Genomic DNA, 20,364 nt, shown 5'->3' with positions numbered 1-20,364 from the left:
GCAAACGCACAAGGCAAGACGCAAAAAGCCCCCGCCGGTCTCCCGGCGGGGGCTTTTGCATTGCAGGCCGAGCGCAGGCGCTCAGCGACGGCTCAGTCCAGTTCGGACTTGCCGATCACGCCCGGCATCGCCGGCGCTTCATTGACCGTATCGTGGCGCACGAAGGCCAGATGCTGCTGGTAGGCGGTGACGACTTCGTCGAGCACTTGGGCACGCGACAGGCCGTTGAGCTCCTGGCCGCTGCCACCTTCGGAGAGGTGGACCTCAAGACGCAGGTAGTAGTCATCATTGGCGTCGATGAAGCTCGGCGTCTGCTGGCGCACCGCACGCACCTGGTAGACGAAGTTGGAGGCATCCTCGAACTCGACTTCCAGCGTCACGCGGGGCAGCGGCTCATCTTCCAGCGTCTCTTCGGTGACGCTGGAGACCTGACCGCGACGATTGAGCTCCTCGGCCAGCTGGTTGAGGGCCGGGCAGATGGAGCGCTTGAGGGTCGCCTCGGAACTGCCGCTCTGGGCGAAGTCGAGCACGTGGTCCAGACGCTCATGCCAGTCGACACCTTCGTAGACGTAGCGGTTGTCCTGACGCACGCTCTCCTTGCGATCTTCGATCATCAGCGCCTTGTACATGCCGATCATCATGAAGATCAGCACGATGGAGAAGGGCACGGCGGTGATCACCACGGCGCTCTGCAGCGCGCTCAGTCCCCCGACCATCAACAGCGCCAGCGTCAGCAGGCCGATGATGGCGGACCAGAAGACGCGCAGCCAGATCGGTGCGTCGTGATTCACGTCCTTGAGGATGGAGGTGAAGTTGGCCAGCACCAGGGCGCCGGAGTCGGCGGAGGTCACGAAGAACACGATACCCAGAATCGCCACCACGGCGGTGGTGATGGTGGAGTAGGGCAGCTGCTCCAGGAAGGTGTAGATGGTGTTCTGTGGTGCATTCAGGGCTTCGGTGGCGAGTGCCGCGACGTCCTGATTGGCGACCATGTCGATGGCGGAATTACCGAACACACTCATCCACACCATCATGAAGCTCAGCGGAATCAGCAGTGCGCCGAACACGAACTCGCGGATGGTACGGCCACGCGAGATGCGTGCGAGGAACAGGCCGACGAACGGGGTCCAGGCGATCCACCAGCCCCAGAAGAACAGCGTCCAGCCGCTCATCCACTCATCGGTACCCGGCGTGTAGGCGTAGGTATCGAAGCTCTTGGCGGTGAACTGGGTGATGTAGTCACCGATGTTGAGCACCAGGGCGTTGAGCAGCTGTGAGGTATCGCTGACCGCGAGCACGAAGATCAGCAGCGCGGTGGCCAGCAGCATGTTGAACTCGGACAGCATGCGGATGCCTTTCTCGACACCGGTGATCACGGAAATGGTCGCCAGCACCATCACGCCGAGGATCAGCGCGGCCTGGACGGCGAGGTTCTCGGGCACGCCGAGCATGAACTTGAGGCCGTAGTTGAGCTGGATGACGCCGATGCCCAGCGAGGTGGCGATGCCGAACACGGTGGAGATGATCGCGAAGATGTCCACGGTGTTGCCGATCGGGCCATTGATGCGGTTGCCGAGCAGCGGGTAGAAGGCCGAGCGGATCGCCAGCGGCAGGCGGTGACGATAGCTGAAGTAGGCCAGTGACATGCCGGCGAGCACGTAGATGCCCCAGCCGGAGAGGCCCCAGTGGAAGAAGGTTTCCACCATGGCGTTGCGGATTGCCGCTTGGGTCTCTGGGTCACCGGTCACCGGTGCCACGTAGTGGGACAGCGGTTCGGCGATGCAGTAGAACAGGATATCGATGCCGATACCGGCCGCGAACAGCATCGCCGACCAGGACAGCAGCGAGAACTCCGGGCGTGAATCATCCGGCCCGAGGCGAATGCGGCCGAAGCGCGAGCATGCGATCAGTACCCCGAAGACCAGATAGGCGACGATGGCCAGCATGTAGAACCAGCCGAAGGTATCGATGGTCCAGCCCAGGGCGCTGCCGATCCAGGCGTCGGCCTGTTCGGTGAACAGCATCGCGAAGGCCAGGAAAGCGAGGATACCGATGATCGATCCGTAGAAGACCGTCGGGTTGATACGACTCGAGGACGGCGTGGCGTTCTCGGCGGAAGCAGGTTTCTGCATGAGCAACTCCTTATCAGGGGAAGTTTCACTCGTGCGTGGTGCTTAGCTGCCCGTCAGCCGCAGGAAGTACGGGTGGCGAGCAGGAAAAGACGGACACGAACGGCACGGGCCGTGCTCAGCTCACGCACGGGGCGGAGCTTGCAGCAGCGGCAGTGTCGACTGCCGTGGCGATGCGATTGCAGGGGCATCGCTGGGCAGCAAGCAAGAAATGCCGGTGGGCAATTCATGAGAGACGCCGGGCGCGTGCACCGCGGTGCTGCGGTCCTTTCCCTACAGGCCAGCATGGCCGCAGAAGAACGATGGCGGGTCGAGCGCAGGGGAGCGCTGTGCCTTCATCGTGCTGCTCTCATCACTTCGAACGTCTACTCGGCGTCCCTGGACGTCACCCGCCTTCTCGCGAAGGGCGGGTGACTCCGGTGTCTACTCGCGAGTCCGTGGCGGTCGCCATCACCTGTTCCCTTGAAGTTGCCGGGATGGCAGGCGTCAGTCTCGTCGGCATCTACCGGGTCCGCTTTCCTGTGACGGTTGCAGGCATCCCGTCTTGCTGCCACCGGTCGAGATCGGCAGCGGAGGGGAGCTCAGCAGTCAGGAAAACGCGACTCACATCATCACGCCGTGTAATGCTCAAAGCGTTGCAGAATTATTTTAATTGATTGTTCAATAAAAATATAACCCCCCTTTGGGGAAAAAGGCAGTGCAACTGTCGCTTTCGTTTATCCTCGCGTCGCGGTCAGATCGCCGCGAGACCCGATGGCAGAGCCTCTCAGGCGCGGTGTCGTGCTCTGGAAAATCGCTGTCGGTAAAAGGACACAACGACGCCGCCCCGACCACAGAATCGTGGCCGGGGCGGCGAAAGTGACGTCAGCAGGGCAGTTGAATGGCTGTGTCCGGGACGCGATCGTTCGGGGCGCGACCGTCCGGGATGCGATCGCTCGGTTCTTAGCTCGCCGGAGCGTCGATCAGCCGGCGTTCAGCTGCTCGGGTGATGGCCTGACTCAGGCATCTTCAGACTGGTCGGCGTCATGCATCGGGCCGCGCTGCATGTCGCCGCCCTTCATGCCGCCATGATGCTTGCCAGCGTGATGGCGCATGCCATTTGCCATGAAAGCTTCCAGCGCATCGAGCTGCTCGGCGGACAGCACATCGGCGAGTTTCTCGCGGCCTTCCTCACGCAGCTCCAGGCGCTGCTCCTTCATTTCCTTGCGCATTTCCTGGCGGGCGGCGACACGCTCCTGCCTGGTGTCGGCGTCCTGCATGACATCACGCATGTCGTCGTGCATCTCTTTCATGCTGTCATGCATCTCGTCGCGCATTTCCTTGCGGACTTCCTTGAGCGCCTGCATCTGGTCATCGCTCAGGTTCCAGCTGGCCAGCAGCGCCTTCATGCCTTCGCGCTGCTGACGGTCGGCCATCTTCGGACCGCGCTTGTCACGCTGGTGCATCAGGTCCAGCACCTTGATCTGCTCGTCATCCAGCACCTTGGCTAGACGATCATGCTGGGTCTTGCGCAGTTCCTCGAAGGCGGCCTTGCGCGCTTCACGTGAGTCGAAGTCCTTCTTCTTGAGTGACTCCATGTCGTCGCGCATGGACTTGAAGGAGTCCTTGAGGGCGCTGCGCTGGTCATCATCCAGGTCCCAGCTGTCGAACAGGGCACCCATCAGCTGCATGCGCTGCTTGCCGTCCTCGGCCATGTGCTGACGGCCACGCTCACCGGCCATGTGCTTGCCGCCACGCTCACCGCCATGCTCGTCGGCATGCTTGCCTTCGCCGTGACCTTTGCCGTCATGCTTGTCCATGTGCTTGCCGTGCATCGGCTTGCCGGCAGCCCAATAGGCTTCGAGCACCTTGACCTGATTCTCGTCGAGAATCTCAGCCAGGGCGGCCTTGTGTTCTTCACGCTGTGCCTGGATGGCGTCGCGGCGCGCTTCGCGGGAGTCGAACTTCTGCTCCTTGAGCTGCTTGCGGCTTTCCCTCTGCTGTTGCTTGAGTGCGTCGAGCTGTTGCTGCTGTTCATCGCTGAGATGCCAGCTGGCGAGAATCCTGTCGAGGCCTTCCTTGCGGTCGGCGCCGTCATGGTGCTTGTCGTTGCTTGAGGCCATGGCGGTCATCGGCAGCGCCAGGGCGGTCAGCAGACCGGAAACGATGAGCTTGCGAGAAATGCGGTTCATGGCGTACTCCGAGTGTCTAGGTAAAGGGCCGGAATCAAGCGATAAGAGCATTATCAGCAGTGAATGTGCCGGCATTGTGCAAGGTTTCATGGGGTTGCGTGCAACGCGCTTCGGCGGAACATGCAACGGCTTGCTGCGTGGTCTTTGTGCAGCGTGATCTTGTGGTCTGAATCCTTTAGAGACAGCCCCCTGTGGAGACTGAGTCCCTGATCAAGGTGATGGTGCCAGGGTTCAACCCGTGGCGCTCAGACGCGCTGGCCGTCAGCCGCTGTGGTGGCGCTTCTTCGCCACCTTGGCGTTCGCCTGGGCCTTCGCCGGATAGTGGCGGTCGAACTGCTGGTGGAAGCGTTGGGTCTGATGGCCGTTCAGGATGCGATCGACATTGGCCAGATAGGCCGCGCGCGCCTTGGCAAGCGCCTTGGCGTCGTGATGGCTCTCTGCGGCCTGACGTTGCTGGAGATAATGCCGATATTGCTGGTCGAGGGTGGCACGCTGACTGACGTTCAGGCTGATGCCATCCAGCAGCACGTTCAGCGAGACATCGGCGGCGCTGGCACTGGTCACGCTCAGCGGTGATGCCATCAGCATGACGCTCAGTATGCCGGCACCGATCAGGCGAGTGCGGGAAAGAGCACGACGGGCAGGACTGTGGGACATGACGAATACCTCACTTGTGGCGTAGACCCGCGCTTGAGCAGCAGTAAATGGCTTTCGCTTGGGCAGTGATGACAGTATCCGTCGCAGTTGGACAGCAAGTTCGCACCGTGGGTGCAACAAAAACGCAACCGCCGTCTGTGGTCACAGACGGCGGTTGTCATGTTTCTGAAAGGTTTCGGTGCCTGCGTGAGGCGGGGGTCAGTCCAGCACGTCAGGCTCGAACTTGTAGCCGACCCCATAGATGGAGCGAATCACGTCGCGCTCCGGCCAGACATTGGCGATCTTGCGACGCAGCTTCTTGACGTGGGAATCCACCGTGCGCTCGGAGACGATGCGGTGGTCGCGGTACATGTGGTCCATCAGCTGATCGCGGGAGAAGATGCGCCCCGGCGACTGCATCATCACCTTGAGCAGCTGGAACTCGACGGCGGTCAGGCCCAGGTCACTGCCATCGGCCAGTGCCTGCCAGCCTTCCTCATTGAGCACCAGCTGGCCCTTGTCGGAGGTCTGCGAGAGGGTCTGATCGAGCGCCTGGCTGCGACGTAGCACGGCCTTGATGCGCGCCACCACCTCACGCGGGCTGAAGGGTTTGCAGATATAGTCATCGGCGCCCAGTTCCAGCCCCAGCAGGCGGTCCACTTCCTCGACCCGCGCGGTCAGCATCACGATGGGCAGCAGGTTGTCCTCGGCCCGCAGCTGGCGGCACAGGGTCAGGCCGTCGGTACCCGGCAGCATGAGGTCCAGCAATACCAGGGCGGGTGTCTCGTCATTGACCGCCGCGATGACGGCGTTGCCGTCGTCGACATGCCGGGTGCGATATCCGCTGCCGTCCAGATAATCGCACAGCAAGCTGGCGATCTTGGGCTCGTCTTCCACCACCAGAATCAGCGGTTTCTGGGTCTCGGCCCGGGCGTCAGGGGTGTCGGCGTAAACGTCGCTCATGGTCAAGAGTCCTTGCAGAGGAAAATGTCTGTTTCAAGTAGACAGTAGAGGCAGGCGAATGTCCCATCGCAGTCCGCCCAGCGATGACTGCCCCGGTACCAGCTCGCCATCATGGGCACTGACCAGCGCGCTGGCGATCGATAGGCCCAGGCCTGAACCCCCGCTGGAGCGATTGCGCGAGTTCTCGACCCGATACAGGCGCTCGGTGAGGTGGGCGAGCTCGGCTTCTGGCACGCCGGGGCTCGAGTCTTCCCAGCGCACGACCGCCCAGCCGGGGTGACCGGCGCCATCCCCGGGTGAGGCAGCCTCGCGCAGCAGGCTGACCTTCAAGTTGCCGGGCGAGTCGGTGTAGGCGCGGGTGTTGCTGGCCAGGTTACTCCACAGCTGATGCAGGCGCTGCATGTCGCCCTGCACGCGCAGTGGCAGCTGGATGTCGGTCTCCAGCTGGATGCCGCTGTCTTCCAGCCAGCCGCGCAGGTCGTCCAGGCTATCGCTGAGCTGGGCATCCAGCTCCAGCGGCTCTCGCCAGGCTTCCAGTGTGCCGGCGTCGCTCTGGGCCAGCAGGCGCAGATCCGACACCAGGCGGTTTAGGGCATCCACCTCCTGCTCCAGCGAGCCGAGGCTGTCCTGGCTCATCGGGCGGATACCGTCCTGCATGGCCTCTATCTCGCCCTTTAGCACCGCCAGCGGCGTGCGCAGCTCATGGGAGATATCACTCACCCAGCGCTGGCGCGAATCGCGGTTGGTCTCCAGCGTCTGCGCCAGCGCATTGAAGTCGCCGGCCAGCCGCGACAGCTCATCTCGCCCACGCACCGGCAGGCGGGTGGCATAGTCGCCACTCGACAGACGGCTGGCGCCACTGGCGAGGTCACGCACCCGATGGCCCAGCCACCAGGCGATCCCGGCCGCTGCCAGCAGCGAGGCGAAGGTGGAGGACAGGATGATGGTCGCCAGATTGCGCGATTGACGCTCCAGATACTGGTCCTTGCCGCGGCGCAGGAATTCACTCACCGGCAGGTAGCCCAGCTCGCCGATCTTCTCGCCGTCCAGTATCAGGTCCTTGAACTGCATGCCGGGGATGGGGCGCGGCGGCCCATTGAGGCGCTGGCCGCGGGTATCGCGCAGCATGTAGTCCTGGGGGCGATTCATGTTGGCGCCCGGCGGCAGATCGAATCTGTCCGGCGGCGCCTGGGAGTGCACGATGCGTCCCCAGTTGCGCCGGCTCTTCATCCAGTCCCAGTTGCCTTCCGCGGCGTAGGCGCTGACCAGATCGGACGAGATCAGCTCGATGCGCTCCTGCTGGGTCTGCTCCAGATACTCCGCGAACCCTCTGTCCATGCTGTGGGAGATGAACATGTAGATGCTGCCGCCGATCACGACATTGGTCAGCAGCAGGATCACGAACAGCCTCACGGACAGCCGTGAGCGCCAGGCGGTGACGGCGGGCATCATGATGGCTGCTCCTCATGACGCGGGGTGCGGGGCGGCAGCCCCAGCAGGCGTCGCAGGTTGTGCTGCAGGTCTTCCAGCAACAGGTAGAGCGAGGGCACCAGAATCAGCAGGATCACCGTCGCGAACAGGATGCCGAAGCCGATGGAGACCGCCATCGGGATCATGAAGCGCGCCTGGCGCGAGGTCTCGAAGATCATCGGCGCCAGGCCGAAGAAGGTGGTCAGCGTCGTCAGCAGGATGGGGCGCAGACGCCGCGTGGCCGCCATGATGATCGCCTCACGCGCGGTGGCACCGGCCAGACGCTGGCGATTGGCGTAGTCGATCAGCACCAGGGCGTCGTTGATGACGATGCCCGACAGCGCCAGCATGCCCATCAGGCTGATCACCGACAGACCATAGCCCATCAGCTGATGGCCGATGACTGCGCCGATCAGGCCGAAGGGAATCGCCGTCATCACCAGCAGCGGTTGCAGATAGCTTCTGAACGGCAGCGCCAGCAGTAGATAGAGGGCTGCCAGCGTCAGCAGCAACGACACCTGCAGTGACCCCAGGTTGTCGGCGGTCTCTTCCTGACGCCCGCCATAGCCGATGCTCAGGCTCGGATACTGGCGCTTCAGCTGAGGGTAGACATCGCTTTCCAGACTGGTGATCACCTGACTGACCGCGTCGGACGGGGTCACGTTGGCGGTGACCTCGATCACGCGGCGCCCGTTGATGCGCAGGATGCTGGACGCGGCGCGTCCCTGCTCGATATCGGCCACCAGCCCCAGCGGCACACTGACACCGTTGGCGGTCTGCACGCCGAAGTTCTCCAGCTGGGCGAGGCTCGCGCGCTGGTCTTCGGGCAGCAGCACCTTGACCTCGACCTCATTGCGGCCCTGCTGTTGCTTGAGGGCGGTGGCGCCGGACAGCGGCCCACGCAGCTGGTTGGCCAGGGTGGCGCCATCCAGTCCCAGCGAGCGACCGTAGGCATTGAGCTGCAGATAGAGCTCGCGCTTGCCGTCATCCAGGCCGCTGTCGATGTCCGACAGCGAGCTGTAATCCTCAAGCGACGTCGCCAGCGACTCGGCGGCGGCCATCAGCGCGCCACTGTCAGACGAGGAGAGGCGGATGGTGAGGCCCGCGCCGCGTCCCGGCCCGCCGATATCGGATTCGAACAGCAGCGACTCGGTATTGGCGATGGTGCCGGCTTCCTCACGCCAGGCCTTGATCAGCTGCGAGGGCGACCAGTTGTCCTCTACCGTGGTGTCCAGATTGGCGATGATGCTCAGCGAGTTGCCTTCGATCTCGGCGCTGGTGGAGTAGATCGCGGGGGCGTCGTCGCGCTCACGAACCCGCTCCAGCGCGTCCAGCAGCAGGGTGCGTACCTCGCGGTCCTGGCTGATCGGGCTGCCCACCGGCAGGTTGGCGGTGACGCCGGCACGGTTGGACTCGACACGCGGCATCAGCGAGAAGCCGAGGCGGCCACTGGCCATCCAGGCCATCGCCAGCACCAGCAGCGCCAGACCGCAGACGGCGGTCAGGCCACGATAGTTCAGGCACCCTTCGAGGAAGGGCTGGAAGCGGCGACGCGTGAAACGCTCCAGCCCGTGCTGGACACCATGGCGCACGCGGTCCAGCGGTGCCAGCCAGCGTATCGGTTTCTCGCTGGTGTGGCCCAGGTGCGCGGGCAGGATGAAGATCGCCTCGATCCAGCTCAGCGCGAAGATGCTGATCACCACCAGCGGGATGATGCCGAATACCAGCCCGAGGAAACCGGGCAGGAACAGCAGCGGAATGAAGGCCACGATGTTGGACAGGATCGAGAATGCCAGCGGCACCGCGATCTCGCGCGCGCCGAGAATGGCGGCTTCGCGCATGCTGGCGCCGCGCTCGCGATGCGAGTGGATGTTCTCGCCGACGATGATGGCGTCATCGACCACGATGCCCAGCGCGATGATGAAGGCGAACATCGAGATCATGTTGATGGACACGCCGACCAGCGGCAGGAACAGCATCGCGCCCAGGAAGGCGGTGGGGATGCCCAGCGTGACCCAGAAGGCGAGACGCGCCTCGAGGAACAGCCCCAGCAGCACCAACACAAGCACCAGCCCCATCCAGGCATTCTTGAGCAGCAGTTCCAGGCGGTCCTGGTAGATCAGCGAGTCATCGTCCTCGACGCTCAGCGTCAGCCCGCGCGGCAGGCTGGCGGTCAATTGCGGCAGCATCGCCATGGTCGCGGCGGACAGCTCGTTGGGTGTCTGGGAGCCGACCTGATAGATATCGAGACCAATCGCCGGTTCGCCGTCGTAGAGCACTTCCTTGTCGCTGTCAGCGAAGCCGTCGGTGACGGTGGCGATATCGCCCAGACGCACGACATTGCCTTCCTGGCTGGAGATCACCGGCAGCTGCGCGAACTCGGCGGCGCCGTCGCGACGCGCCTCATAGCGCACCAGGTATTCGCCCTGCTGGGTATCGAGACTGCCCCCGGCCAGGTTGAGCGCCTGATTGCCGATCAGGCCGGCGATATCCTGATGCGACAGGCCGTAGCGACGCAGCGCGCCTTCCTCCAGCGCGACATGCACCTCGCGGTCACGGATGCCGGTCAGCTCCACCTTGGTGATGTCATCGCTGTCCAGCAGGCTCAGGCGCAGACGCTCGGCGACATTGCGCAGGGTCTGGTCATCGGTCTGGCCATGCAGCTTGAGCTCCATCACGCTGCGCGAGCGGCCCGCCAGCGAGTAGACGGGCGGGTCGGATTCATCGGGCAGGGTGGTGATGCTGTCGATGGCCTGCTGGATGTCCTGATAGGCGCGCATGGTCTCGACGCCGTCTTGCAGCTCGATGGACAGCGAGCCAAGGCCTTCCTCGGCGGTGGCGGTGATCTCCTCGATGCCCTCCACGTCCTGTACCGCGGACTCCATTGCCTGCAACAGGCTTTCGGAGACCTCATCCGGCGTGGCGCCGGAATAGCTGACGCTGACGTTGATGATCTCGAGCTCGAAGGAGGGGAATACCTCCTTCTTGATCTGACTGGACATCAGCAGGCCGCCGAGAATCAGACACAGCATCAGCAGGTTGGCGGCGACGCCGTGATCGTGCATCCAGCGGATGGGGCCCTTGAGGCGCGACTGTGCCGTCATGAGTCACTTCCGGTGGTCGTGGCGTTCTTGTCGGCAGCTGCGGTGTTTTGATCGGCAACCGTGGCGCTCTTGTCGACAGTCGCCGTGTCCTTCTCAACTGTCGCGGTGCTCTTGTCGCCAGCCGTCGTCCTGTCGTCAGCCGCTTTGGCATCGTTCGCTTGGGCGGTCGGCGTCGGCGCATCGCCGCGTGCGCGCAGTGCCATGCCGGCTTCGACGCTGCTCAGGGAGCTTGTGATGACGCGCTCGCCGTCCACCAGACCGTCGGCGACCAGCAGGGTGTCATTGCCCAGATGGCGCACGCCTACCGAGCGCTTCTCGAGGTGCCCGTCCTGCGTCAGCACCCAGACCTGCTGGCCGCTGCGCAGCGCACTGATCGGCAGTTCGATCAGCGAGGCGGTGCGCTGGGGCGTCAGGGTCGCCTCGACCACATCGCCGATGCGCAGTGCCGGGGTGCTGGCGCGCGCCTCTCCAGAGACATTGAGCGCCAGCGGGTCTTCCACCGCCACCATCACCTGGGTCAGCAGGCCGTTGTCTTCCAGCGACGGCAGCACGCTCCACACTTCGCCACGGCGATGCTGGCCATCCGGCCAGGCCTTGCTCGAGAGCAGTACCGGCGTGCCCTGGCCATCACGGGCGTGGGTCGAGAGCCACTCCATGTCGGCCTGCGGCAGATTGAGGCGCACCCAGAAGCGGTCGGTGGCCACCAGCGTCAACAGGTCGGTGAAGGCGTTGAGATCGCTGCCTTCGCCGACCAGACGCTCGCTGATCAGGCCGTCGTAGGGGGCGCGAATCTCGGTGCGGGCCAGATTGAGCTTGGCCTGATCGCGGCTGGCGCGGGCGCTTTCCACGGCGGCCTGGGCCGACTTGAGCTGAGGCTCGCGCAGGACTAGCGCTTTCTGGGCCGCCGGCAGATTGCGACCGAAGGTCTTGTATTCCGAGGCGGCGCGGATCTGCTCGCCCTTTTCAGAGGCGAGGCTGGCTTCTGCCGTGGCGAGATCTGCCTCGGCCTGACGCAGTGCCAGCTGATAATCCAGTTGATCGAGACTGGCCAGCAGCTGGTTCTTGCGGACTTCGCGGCCGGCCTCGATGCCTTCGGGGAAGGGCGCCAGCTGGCCGCTGACGCGCGTGGAGACCGTGGTCTGACGATCGGCGATCACGCGACCGAAGCCCTCAAGCGTCGGGGCGTTGGCAGCGTGGCTGACCGTCACTACCTCGACCGTGGGGGCAGGCGCCTCGCTGGGGGCACGCTTCGGCGCACCGGGGCGATGATTCATCCACCAGGCGGCCAGCGCGATCGCCAGCGCGAGAATGATCAGCGCCAGCAGGCGCATCCAGATCAGGCGCCGCGAGGAGGGTGCGGGGCGGCCGTCAGGGGCGGGCGATGCGGAAGACGAGGCTGGCGTCTCAGGGCTATGGTCCATGCGGACTCCGAACGAAAAGTGACTGGCCTGATGCGCAGCCGTCTTCTGGCCAGTCGCTTTGGCGTCGGTCAGAGCGGGCGATGGATCATGGCCATGAAAGGCAGACGAATGGGTGGATGATCGCATGATGCCATTCAGGCGCAATGCCAAAATGGGAAATAGCGTGCAACAGACGCAATCTGCCATTGCGTGATTGGCGCCCCACAAAAAAGCTGCCACATGAAGTGGCAGCTTTTCACGAGTGCGCCTGGCGGGCGGCGTCTCTGACGGGTGAATCGCTCTATCAGCCTGGCTGAACCGCGCGGGCAGACCAGGTTCAGTAGTTGAAATAGTTGAACTGGATAACCTAGATGAACAGGCCGATCAGCAGTGCCATGCAGACGCCGATCACGCCGATCAGGGTCTCCATCACCGTCCAGCTCTTGAGTGTTTCCTTCTCGGTGAGGCCGAAGTAGCGGCTGACCAGCCAGAAGCCGGAGTCATTGACGTGACTGAGCACGGTGGCGCCACTGGCGATGGCGATCACCACCAGCCCCAGTACCGGGCCGGACAGCGCCAGCGTATCGATCACCGGCGCCATCAGGCCGGCGGCGGTGATCATCGCCACGGTGGCCGAGCCCTGGATGACACGCACGGCGGTGGCGATCAGGAAGGCAAGCAGGATAGGCGGCAGGTTGCTGTCGGCCATCAGGTTGCCGAGCACGTCACCGACCCCGGAATCGATCAGCATCTGCTTGAAGACGCCGCCCGCCCCGGTGACCAGGATGATGATGCCGGCGGGTTCGAGCGCCTTGGTGGCGACTTCCATCACCTGTTCGCGCGTCATGCCACGCCGTGTACCCAGCAGGGTGAAGGCCATCAGGGTGGCCAGACTCAGCGCCACGAACGGGTGACCGAGGAAGCCCAGCCAGCCGACCAGCGGACTGTCGTCACCGAACAGGAAGCCCGAGACGGTATTGAGCACGATCAGCGCCAGCGGCAGCAGCACGATGGACAGGATCAGACCGAAGCCCGGGGCGCGCTGATTGACCTCTTCATCGCTCATCACACCGCCGGTATTTTCCATGTAATCCGGGATCCTGGCGTCGATGCGCGCCGCGATGAAGCGACCGAAGATCGGCCCCGCGACGATCATCGCCGGCAGGCCACACAGCGCCCCGAACAGGATGACGTAGCCGAGATCGGCACCGATCAGCTTGGCGACCGCGATCGGCCCCGGGGTCGGCGGAATGAAGGAGTGCGTCACGGCAAGGCCGGCCAGCAGCGGGATGCCGTAATAGAGCAGCGAGCGGCCGCTGCGGCGTGCCAACGCGTAGACCAGCGGCACCAGGATGATGAAGGCGACATCCAGGAACACCGGAATCGCGACCAGAAAGCCGGTCAGCGCCAACGCCCATTGCGAGCGTGAGGTGCCGAATCGCCCCAGCAGGGTGTTGGCCATGCGATCGACACCGCCGGACACTTCCAGCATCTTGCCGAACATCGCGCCGAGTCCGACCACGGTGGCAACGAAGCCCAGGGTGTTGCCCATGCCGTTGGTGACGGAATCGATGATGGCGTCGGGCTGCATGCCGGTGGCCAGTCCGACCCCCAGACTCACCACCAGCAGGGCAACGAAGGCATGCAGGCGCAGGCGCATGACGAGGTAAAGCAGCAGCAGAATGCCGCCGAGGGCGGCAAGGACGAGGGTGCTATCTGGGGACATGATGGCGAACTCTTGCGGCTGGCAACGGCGTGATCATCGGCCATTGCCCAAAGGCGTATTGTGTGAGGCGTCGTGGGTCGTGCAGGATGAAAGTTACCGGTAACATTAACGCTTACGCAATGATCCGAAAGGTGCATGAGGGACAAAAGTCTGTCGCGTCCGGCAGCTGGCTGTCCGCCAACGGGCAGTCGCTCAGTGCGCGACAGCCGTCCCGAGGCGCCTGACAAGGGATTGATCGGCAACATCGGGTACGCTGGTGGGCCATCGTTTTCATTCAAGGGGGAGAGGGTTTTCATGCAGCAGCAGGCAGAAGGAGCATCAGCGGTCGCGTCGATGCCGACCAGGTCAGAGGCTCTGGCCGCTCAGGGTGGCGTGCGTCTGGTGGTCATGGGGGTGTCGGGCTGTGGCAAGTCACACGTCGGGCAGCAGCTGGCGGCGTGCCTGGGCGCGCAGTTCATCGATGGCGACGATTATCACGGTGAGGCCAACGTGGCCAAGATGGCGCGCGGCATCCCCCTGGATGACGATGATCGCCACGGCTGGCTGGCCCGTCTGACGGAGCTGATCGAGGCGGCGCGTCGCGACGGGCGCAGTCTGGTACTGGCCTGCTCGTCCTTGAAGCGACGCTATCGGGATCAACTGCGTGGCGGGGACCCCGCGCTGGGCTTCGTGTTCCTCGAAGGCACGCGCGAGCTGCTGCTGGAACGCCTCGAGGCGCGGACCGATCATTTCTTCAAGGGCGCTGACATGCTCGACAATCAGCTGGCGACGCTCGAGGTGCCCGGCGACGATGAAGGGCGCATTCACACCCTCGACATCAGCGCCACACCGCAGGCGCTGGTCGAGAGTGTCTGTCAGCAGGTCCTCGACGCGCCATAGCGCTAGTCGCTCGCCGGACGTCTCACGGCGACAGGTTGCTGCCACTTATTACGAGGACAAAGTATCACGAGGACAGGCTACCGCCAGTCTGCAGGCTGAAGCCCAGGTCTTCCCACAGGCCGTGGGGCGTGGCGTCGAGATCACCGCTCAAGCGCGCCAGCAGCAGGGCGGCGGCGCGCTCGCCGATCTCGCGGCGTGGCGTGACCACGCTGGCCAGCGGCGGCCAAGTGCCGCGGGTCATCTCCAGGCCGTTGAAGCCGGCCAGCGCCAGCTGGTCGGGCACTGACAGGCCGCGGCGCTGACACTCGAACAGCCCGCCGGCCGCCAGGTCGTCATTGCAGCAGAACACGGCCTGGGTCTCGGGCCAGCGGGTCAGCATCTCGTCGAGCAGCTCGCCGCCCATGCGCACGCTGGAGGGCGCATCGGTGGTCAACAGCGCCTGCTGCGACAGGCCGGCGGCCTCCAGTGCCGCGCGCCAGCCGCCCAGGCGCTGTTCGACGCGGCGGTCCATGCGCGCGCCAAGAAAGCCGATATGACGATGGCCCAGGGCGATCATGGCCTCGGTCATCGCACGGCCGGCGGCGTGCTGGTCCAGTCCCACCGCCATGTCGAGCGGCGTCTCGCGCTTCTCCATGCACTCCACCACCGCACAGCCCGAGCGCGCGATCATCTCGCGGGTACGCGGGCTATGGCGACTGCCGCACAGCACCAGCCCGTCGATACCGAAGGAGAGCCAGGTCTCGATCAGGCGCTCCTCTTCCTGCATCGAATAGCCGGTATGGCCAATCAGCAGCTGATAGCCCGCGGCGGCCAGCGGGGCTTCCAGGCCGCGATGCAGCTCCGAGAACACGGCGTTGGAGAGCGAAGGAATCAGCAGCGCGATCAGCCGCGAGTGACCGCTGGCGAGGCTGCCGGCCTGACGATTGGGCATGTAACCCAGCTCGCGAGCGCACTCGGTGACGCGTTCGCACATCGCGGCGGACACCTTCTCGGGCTGATTGAGCGCGCGCGACACCGTGACCTTGGTGACGCCCAGTCGGGCGGCGATATCGGCCAGGGTGACGCGCTTGAGGCGGGAAGCTTTGTGTGGCTGAGAGGGCATGGACATTCAAGCGGCTGCGAAGGAGGACAAGAGTGTCCCTGTTAAGGCAGCCCGGGAGCAAGCCTTGCCCGGCGGATCAGACGTGACTCAGCGAGAGCAGGAACAGCATCATCGGCGGCGCTGCCAGCGACAGCAGGAAGCCCGAGACCACGGCGACCGGGACGCAGGCCACGCCGCCGGTCTGCTGGATCACCGGTAGCGTGAAGTCCATCGAGGTGGCCCCACCGATGCCGATGGCCAGCGGCGTGTAGCGCTGGATGGTCAGGGGGATCAGCACGAAGGCCAGCAGCTCGCGCGCCAGATCATTGAAGAAGGCGGCGCCGCCGAGAATCGGCCCGAGCTGATCACCGATCAGGATCCCCGACAGGGAATACCAGCCGAAGCCGGCCGAGATCGCCATGCCCTGATTCCACTCCAGCGCCAGCAGAGGCGCCGCCAGCAGGCCGCCGAGCAGCGAACTGGCCATCACCGTCAGCGCGATGACCAGGCCGTGTCGATTGAGCAGGATCTGGCGCAGGCTCATGCCGGAGCTTCTGAGCTGGCAGCCGATCAGCGCCAGCAGCACATAGAGGGCCCATTCGGCGAGGGTGTCGGTATCAAGCTGGGTGCCGAAGGTCTTGAGCAGCACGCCGGCGCCGACGCCGAGCGCGACCATGGCGGCAAGGGTCAGCGAGCCGGACAGTGCCTGCCAGCGGGTCATCGGTGCGCCATCCACCGCCTGGGCGGGATTGGCGCGTAGCGGGCTGCGGCGCGACAGCCACCACAGCGCCAGCAGATTCAGCGGCGTGATGATGGCGAACAGCGTCAACGCCTGACCGCTCATGGCGGCCATGCCGACACTCAACTGCTCCAGCGCCGCCAGTCCCATGCCCATCAGGAACAGGATGAGATAGATGGAGGCATTGACCAGCCGATTGACCACCGCCAGGCGGCCAGGATCAGTGAGACGTACCAGATAGCCGAGTATCAGCGGCAGCAGAATGAAGATGAGACCCGACAGCATGACCCTTCCCTGGCATTGCCACCCGGATAGCAGGGTGGCGCAAGTGATTGATTGGCGGTGAATACCGCCGAAGGACCTTATTATATCGGTTGGCGTGGGGTCTGGATAACCCCGCCATCAGCATTGCGTGAGAGACTTGCTGATGGCGTATCAGCGGGGCTTATGATCAGCCGCGCTAGAGGCGGGAGCATGTCATCACTGGCGGGCGCTGCTCAGCTGGTTCAGGGTCAGGTGGGCCGAGCGCGGCGGTACCTTGCCGTTGCGGTTGCCTTCCTTGTCCATGACGTCTTCGTAGTCGAGGTAATCGAGGCCGACCATCAGGCCCGGCCAGCGCGGCGCCAGCCAGATACGGTAGTGCTTGTGTTCGCGATGCTTGCGCCATGCCTCGATGCGCAGGGTGCGGAAGGTGCGCTGTGCCGCCTGGCGCGTTTCCTGGCCCTGGATCTCGTACATCAAGGTGCGCTGGCGGCCCTTGTGGTCGAGATAGTCCAGTGAGCAGGGCGTCGCGGCCAGACAGGCCTGCTCGCTCCATTGGCTGTCGACCTGCTGGCTCAGCAGCACCAGCAGGCTCTGACGGTCAGGCAGGCGGGTGTCGCCTGCCTGCGGTGCTTCCCGGTTGTAGTCCTTGCCGATGCCGGCCAGCCGATAGCCGGAGCGATAGCCCTCGGGCAGCATGCGGCCCTCCGCAAGCGTGAAGCGGCCCTGCTCATAGCCGCTGGCGACCTTGATGGAGGCCTCCATGCTGACGATGTACAGCTCGCCGCTCTGGCTGACGCGCTGGGTGATGGGCACATCCGGCCAGCCATCCAGCACCAGGGTGTAGTGGGCGGTGAAGGGCACCGGGGCGATGCTGGCGACAGGTGCCACGGGCGCGTCAGGGCTGACAGCGGCTTCATCGCTGGCCGCCTGGGCACTGCCCGCCAGCAGGAGCGCCCCCAGGCCTGCGCGGCACAGGCGCTGCCATGCCGAGGGTCGATCAGCGCGTGTGGCGGTGCAAGCGCCGCGCCGCGCGGGGGCTTGAGAAAGGTGAGACAAGGCGAAAGATGGCAGGGTCATGGTGACTCCCGAGACCGGCACTGGAGCCGTGGCCTGTGAATGAGGGTGTCGAGCGGTCAGGCAGCGACGGGGTAGGGCGACTGCACGTAGTGATGTAATAGTGATGTAATGATGTTGAGGCGATCCACAATCAAGCCAACGCCCGCCAGGCGGCCACGACGATATTTCAGCGCTTGCTCATGTGCAATGGATAGGTACTCTGTAACTGCCTTGTCCTTCCGCCGCACGCGGCGCGTACCTAGACGTTGGGTCCAATCAGGAGATCATCATGGCCAGCATTGTCATCATTGCCGGGGATTTTGTAGAAGATTACGAGCTGATGGTGCCCTTCCAGGCGCTGCAGGCGATGGGACATCGCGTGGATGTCGTCTGCCCGGACAAGACGGAAGGCGATATCGTCAAGACCGCCATCCATGACTTCGAGGGTGATCAGACCTACACCGAGAAGCCGGGCCACAACTTCGCGCTCAACGCCAGCTTCGCCGAGATCGCCGTCGAGAGTTACGACGCGTTGCTGATTCCCGGTGGCCGCGCCCCCGAGTATCTGCGTCTGGATGAGCGTGTACTGGCGATGGTGCGTCACTTCGTCGAGGCCGACAAGCCCATCGCCGCCGTCTGTCATGGTCCGCAGCTCTTGGCCGCCGCCATGTCGCTGGAAGGCCATCGCGTCAGCGCCTATCCAGCCTGTGCGCCTGAGGTGAAGCTGGCGGGCGGTGAGTTCGTGTCGCTGGAAGTGACCGACGCCGTGACCTCCGGCAAGCTGGTGACTGCACCGGCCTGGCCGGCGCATCCGGAATGGCTGCGTCAGTTCCAGGCGCTGCTGGTGTGATTCACCCCCGCTAGCGCCCGCCATCGCATCGGATCTGCCTGACGACACCCTGCCACTCGGCGGGGTGTCGTCGTTTCAGACGGTCAGCGCCTCGATCCAGGCCCGCTGCGGGGCGAGTCGCGATTGCTGTGCGGCTCGCCATGCGGGGTCGCCCAGCGTGGTGGCATACCGCTCGGCGTGATCACAGGCCAGCAGCAACCAGCTGCCGGCCAGCGACTCACCGCGAGCGCGCTTGCTCGCCAGACTCTCGAGCAGCCCCGCGAAGGCGGTGCCGGTGGAGGGGCCGACTTCAAGCCCGGCATGCTCGGCCAGCCATAGCGCGGCCGCCTGACTGCGTGCATCCGCGATGCGTAGGTAGTCATCGAAATGGGCGGGGTCGAATGCCTCCAGCACGCAGGGCCGCCCGATGCCTTCGATGGGGTTGGCCGCCTGCGGGACGGGCAGGCTGGTCGTACGGGTGCCGTGGGCACGATGGTGCTGCCAGCAGGCGTGATAGACGGAGTGCTCGGGGTCCACGCCGATCACGCGGGCACGATGGCTCCCGTGATGCAGATGGCTCCCCTGATGCAGATGACGCTTGTGGCGCAGATGGCGCGCGAAGCTGGCGGCGCTGCCGCCGGTGCCGGCGCCGAGAAATACCGCCTGTAGCTCGGGCAGCTCACGCGCGGCGATCTGTGCCAGGCACTCCCCGGGCAGGCTCGTGTCGCTTGCCCAGTCACCGGCAGTAGCGGCATGGCGGAATTGATTGAGGAAGTGACCGCCGCTGTCATCGGCAAGCGCCTGCGCATGCTGGCAAAGCCGAGCGGAGTCTTCGATTTCCACCACGCGCCCGCCCTCGTCACGAATCGCTTCCTGCTTGTAAAAGGCGGTGCCCCTGGGCACCACGGCAATGAATTGAAGCCCCAGCCGGCGTGCCAGCCACGCCTCGGAGACCGCCGTGGAGCCCGAGGAGGCTTCGATCACCGGACAGCCGGGTGTGAGCCAATCCTTTAGCAGGGCCTGCTCGAACAGCGACATCGCCAGGCGATGCTTGAGCGAGCCGCTGGCATGCGCTCGCTCGTCCTTGATCAGGATGCGCGCCTCACCCAGCCCGCGCAGGCTGAGTTCCAGCAGCGGGGTCGCCGGGGTGGCGGCCTTCAAGGCCGCAAGCTTCATGAGACTGCGTTGGTGCCATGACTCGCGCTGAGTCGCGTGCGGGGCGTGCTGTGCTGCGGGCGTGCTGAAAGGCGCAGTCGAGGGCGAGGCAGTGGTCGGCATGGCGGCATTTCCGGTCGCAGGAAGGAGCTTTCATGGTATGACCAGCCGCCAAGCAAAACTTGCCAGTTGTCATGGCGTGAGCCATGTTTCATGGCAAGAATTCATTGCGAGGTGAGGGTAATGGAGAAAATAGTGCTCGATGCCACGGACCGCGCCCTGCTGCGGCTGCTGCAGCGCGATGCCAGCCTGTCGTTGGCGGCGCTGGCGGAAGCCGTGCATCTGACCACGTCTCCTTGCTGGAAGCGCCTCAAGCGCCTGGAAGAGTGTGGCGTGATCACCGCACGGGTGGCGTTGCTGAATGCCGAGCTGATCGGCATGGGGTTGACGGCCTTCGTGCAGCTCAAGACCCGCGATCACTCGCGGGCCTGGTTCGAGCGTTTCGTGGCCATCGTCGAGGAGATCGAGGAAGTCACCGAGTTCTATCGCATGGCCGGTGACTACGACTATCTCCTCAAGGTGCAGGTCGAGGACATGAACGCCTACGATCGCGTCTACAAGCGGCTGGTCAACACCATCGACGAGCTGAGCGACGTGTCGGCCCGCTTCGCGATGGAGCGCATCAAGACGACCACCGCGCTGCCGCTGTGATGGCTGTCAGGCGGTGACGTCTGATCGCCGGTTGAGCGCCGTGCGCCAGCG

15 protein-coding genes are annotated in these 20,364 nt (G+C 64.6%); 3 read left to right on the top strand and 12 right to left on the bottom strand.

Annotated features, from left to right (window positions below):
* Positions 1–92 precede the first annotated feature (92 nt).
* The 8 genes from betT to AC5WNJ_RS13260 all read right to left on the bottom strand — a co-directional run bounded on the left by betT (position 93) and on the right by AC5WNJ_RS13260 (position 13,599).
* Positions 93–2,132, bottom strand: coding sequence for a choline BCCT transporter BetT (gene betT, locus AC5WNJ_RS13295; RefSeq protein ID WP_495929911.1), 2,040 nt, complete (start codon positions 2,130–2,132; stop codon positions 93–95).
* Between the two features lie 995 nt (positions 2,133–3,127).
* Complete coding sequence (locus AC5WNJ_RS13290) at positions 3,128–4,300, bottom strand: hypothetical protein (protein ID WP_176677807.1); 1,173 nt, start codon at positions 4,298–4,300, stop codon at positions 3,128–3,130.
* 261 nt (positions 4,301–4,561) lie between these two features.
* Entirely contained in the window at positions 4,562–4,957 is a 396-nt protein-coding gene (locus AC5WNJ_RS13285; protein ID WP_176677806.1) for a hypothetical protein, read from the bottom strand.
* 198 nt (positions 4,958–5,155) lie between these two features.
* Complete coding sequence (locus AC5WNJ_RS13280) at positions 5,156–5,899, bottom strand: response regulator (protein ID WP_176677805.1); 744 nt, start codon at positions 5,897–5,899, stop codon at positions 5,156–5,158.
* A 33-nt stretch (positions 5,900–5,932) separates the two neighbouring features.
* Positions 5,933–7,351 carry an ATP-binding protein gene (locus tag AC5WNJ_RS13275; RefSeq protein ID WP_495929910.1) on the bottom strand — a complete coding sequence of 473 codons (1,419 nt, stop codon included), beginning with the start codon at positions 7,349–7,351 and terminating at the stop codon, positions 5,933–5,935.
* Entirely contained in the window at positions 7,348–10,473 is a 3,126-nt protein-coding gene (locus AC5WNJ_RS13270; protein WP_495929909.1) for an efflux RND transporter permease subunit, read from the bottom strand. The genes AC5WNJ_RS13275 and AC5WNJ_RS13270 overlap by 4 nt, the downstream gene beginning before the upstream one ends.
* On the bottom strand, positions 10,470–11,894 hold the full coding sequence (locus AC5WNJ_RS13265) for an efflux RND transporter periplasmic adaptor subunit (protein WP_495929908.1): 1,425 nt from the start codon (positions 11,892–11,894) through the stop codon (positions 10,470–10,472). Before AC5WNJ_RS13265 ends, AC5WNJ_RS13270 begins: the two co-directional genes overlap by 4 nt.
* A 346-nt stretch (positions 11,895–12,240) precedes the next feature.
* Positions 12,241–13,599 (bottom strand): GntT/GntP/DsdX family permease, encoded by a 1,359-nt coding sequence (locus tag AC5WNJ_RS13260; protein WP_176677802.1) that lies wholly within the window; start codon positions 13,597–13,599, stop codon positions 12,241–12,243.
* Positions 13,600–13,893: 294 nt separating this feature from the next.
* On the opposite strand from AC5WNJ_RS13260, the gene AC5WNJ_RS13255 reads away from it, so the two are divergent.
* Positions 13,894–14,478: a gluconokinase gene (locus AC5WNJ_RS13255; protein ID WP_306424427.1), complete on the top strand. Its 585-nt coding sequence runs from the start codon at positions 13,894–13,896 to the stop codon at positions 14,476–14,478.
* A gap of 64 nt (positions 14,479–14,542) precedes the next feature.
* On the opposite strand, the gene AC5WNJ_RS13250 is transcribed toward AC5WNJ_RS13255, so the two are convergent.
* The 3 genes from AC5WNJ_RS13250 to AC5WNJ_RS13240 all read right to left on the bottom strand — a co-directional run bounded on the left by AC5WNJ_RS13250 (position 14,543) and on the right by AC5WNJ_RS13240 (position 17,639).
* Positions 14,543–15,580 (bottom strand): LacI family DNA-binding transcriptional regulator, encoded by a 1,038-nt coding sequence (locus AC5WNJ_RS13250; RefSeq protein ID WP_495929907.1) that lies wholly within the window; start codon positions 15,578–15,580, stop codon positions 14,543–14,545.
* A 76-nt stretch (positions 15,581–15,656) separates the two neighbouring features.
* Positions 15,657–16,583 (bottom strand): LysO family transporter, encoded by a 927-nt coding sequence (locus AC5WNJ_RS13245; protein ID WP_176677797.1) that lies wholly within the window; start codon positions 16,581–16,583, stop codon positions 15,657–15,659.
* Between the two features lie 195 nt (positions 16,584–16,778).
* Complete coding sequence (locus tag AC5WNJ_RS13240) at positions 16,779–17,639, bottom strand: hypothetical protein (RefSeq protein ID WP_253064956.1); 861 nt, start codon at positions 17,637–17,639, stop codon at positions 16,779–16,781.
* 268 nt (positions 17,640–17,907) lie between these two features.
* Between AC5WNJ_RS13240 and AC5WNJ_RS13235 the strand changes: the two genes are divergently transcribed.
* Complete coding sequence (locus AC5WNJ_RS13235) at positions 17,908–18,468, top strand: DJ-1/PfpI family protein (protein WP_043334317.1); 561 nt, start codon at positions 17,908–17,910, stop codon at positions 18,466–18,468.
* 75 nt (positions 18,469–18,543) lie between these two features.
* On the opposite strand, the gene AC5WNJ_RS13230 is transcribed toward AC5WNJ_RS13235, so the two are convergent.
* Complete coding sequence (locus AC5WNJ_RS13230) at positions 18,544–19,725, bottom strand: PLP-dependent cysteine synthase family protein (protein ID WP_495929905.1); 1,182 nt, start codon at positions 19,723–19,725, stop codon at positions 18,544–18,546.
* Between the two features lie 120 nt (positions 19,726–19,845).
* On the opposite strand from AC5WNJ_RS13230, the gene AC5WNJ_RS13225 reads away from it, so the two are divergent.
* Positions 19,846–20,313 (top strand): Lrp/AsnC family transcriptional regulator, encoded by a 468-nt coding sequence (locus AC5WNJ_RS13225; protein ID WP_205700861.1) that lies wholly within the window; start codon positions 19,846–19,848, stop codon positions 20,311–20,313.
* Positions 20,314–20,364: the final 51 nt, after the last annotated feature.

It is taken from the genome of Cobetia sp. PDI-23MA (assembly GCF_059507735.1).
Note: the sequence above shows the minus strand (reverse complement) of the source record. Positions and strands in the feature narration are given on the sequence as shown.

What these genes read in the sequence shown, in the direction of transcription:
- AC5WNJ_RS13280 (WP_176677805.1), bottom strand. Translation starts at nt 5,899, where the DNA reads ATGAGCGACGTTTACGCCGACACCCCTGACGCCCGGGCCGAGACCCAG.
- AC5WNJ_RS13270 (WP_495929909.1), bottom strand. Translation starts at nt 10,473, where the DNA reads ATGACGGCACAGTCGCGCCTCAAGGGCCCCATCCGCTGGATGCACGAT.
- AC5WNJ_RS13245 (WP_176677797.1), bottom strand. Translation starts at nt 16,583, where the DNA reads ATGCTGTCGGGTCTCATCTTCATTCTGCTGCCGCTGATACTCGGCTAT.
- AC5WNJ_RS13275 (WP_495929910.1), bottom strand. Translation starts at nt 7,351, where the DNA reads ATGATGCCCGCCGTCACCGCCTGGCGCTCACGGCTGTCCGTGAGGCTG.
- AC5WNJ_RS13225 (WP_205700861.1), top strand. Translation starts at nt 19,846, where the DNA reads ATGGAGAAAATAGTGCTCGATGCCACGGACCGCGCCCTGCTGCGGCTG.
- AC5WNJ_RS13250 (WP_495929907.1), bottom strand. Translation starts at nt 15,580, where the DNA reads ATGCCCTCTCAGCCACACAAAGCTTCCCGCCTCAAGCGCGTCACCCTG.
- AC5WNJ_RS13255 (WP_306424427.1), top strand. Translation starts at nt 13,894, where the DNA reads ATGCAGCAGCAGGCAGAAGGAGCATCAGCGGTCGCGTCGATGCCGACC.
- AC5WNJ_RS13235 (WP_043334317.1), top strand. Translation starts at nt 17,908, where the DNA reads ATGGCCAGCATTGTCATCATTGCCGGGGATTTTGTAGAAGATTACGAG.
- AC5WNJ_RS13230 (WP_495929905.1), bottom strand. Translation starts at nt 19,725, where the DNA reads ATGCCGACCACTGCCTCGCCCTCGACTGCGCCTTTCAGCACGCCCGCA.
- AC5WNJ_RS13260 (WP_176677802.1), bottom strand. Translation starts at nt 13,599, where the DNA reads ATGTCCCCAGATAGCACCCTCGTCCTTGCCGCCCTCGGCGGCATTCTG.
- betT (WP_495929911.1), bottom strand. Translation starts at nt 2,132, where the DNA reads ATGCAGAAACCTGCTTCCGCCGAGAACGCCACGCCGTCCTCGAGTCGT.
- AC5WNJ_RS13285 (WP_176677806.1), bottom strand. Translation starts at nt 4,957, where the DNA reads ATGTCCCACAGTCCTGCCCGTCGTGCTCTTTCCCGCACTCGCCTGATC.
- AC5WNJ_RS13265 (WP_495929908.1), bottom strand. Translation starts at nt 11,894, where the DNA reads ATGGACCATAGCCCTGAGACGCCAGCCTCGTCTTCCGCATCGCCCGCC.
- AC5WNJ_RS13290 (WP_176677807.1), bottom strand. Translation starts at nt 4,300, where the DNA reads ATGAACCGCATTTCTCGCAAGCTCATCGTTTCCGGTCTGCTGACCGCC.
- AC5WNJ_RS13240 (WP_253064956.1), bottom strand. Translation starts at nt 17,639, where the DNA reads ATGACCCTGCCATCTTTCGCCTTGTCTCACCTTTCTCAAGCCCCCGCG.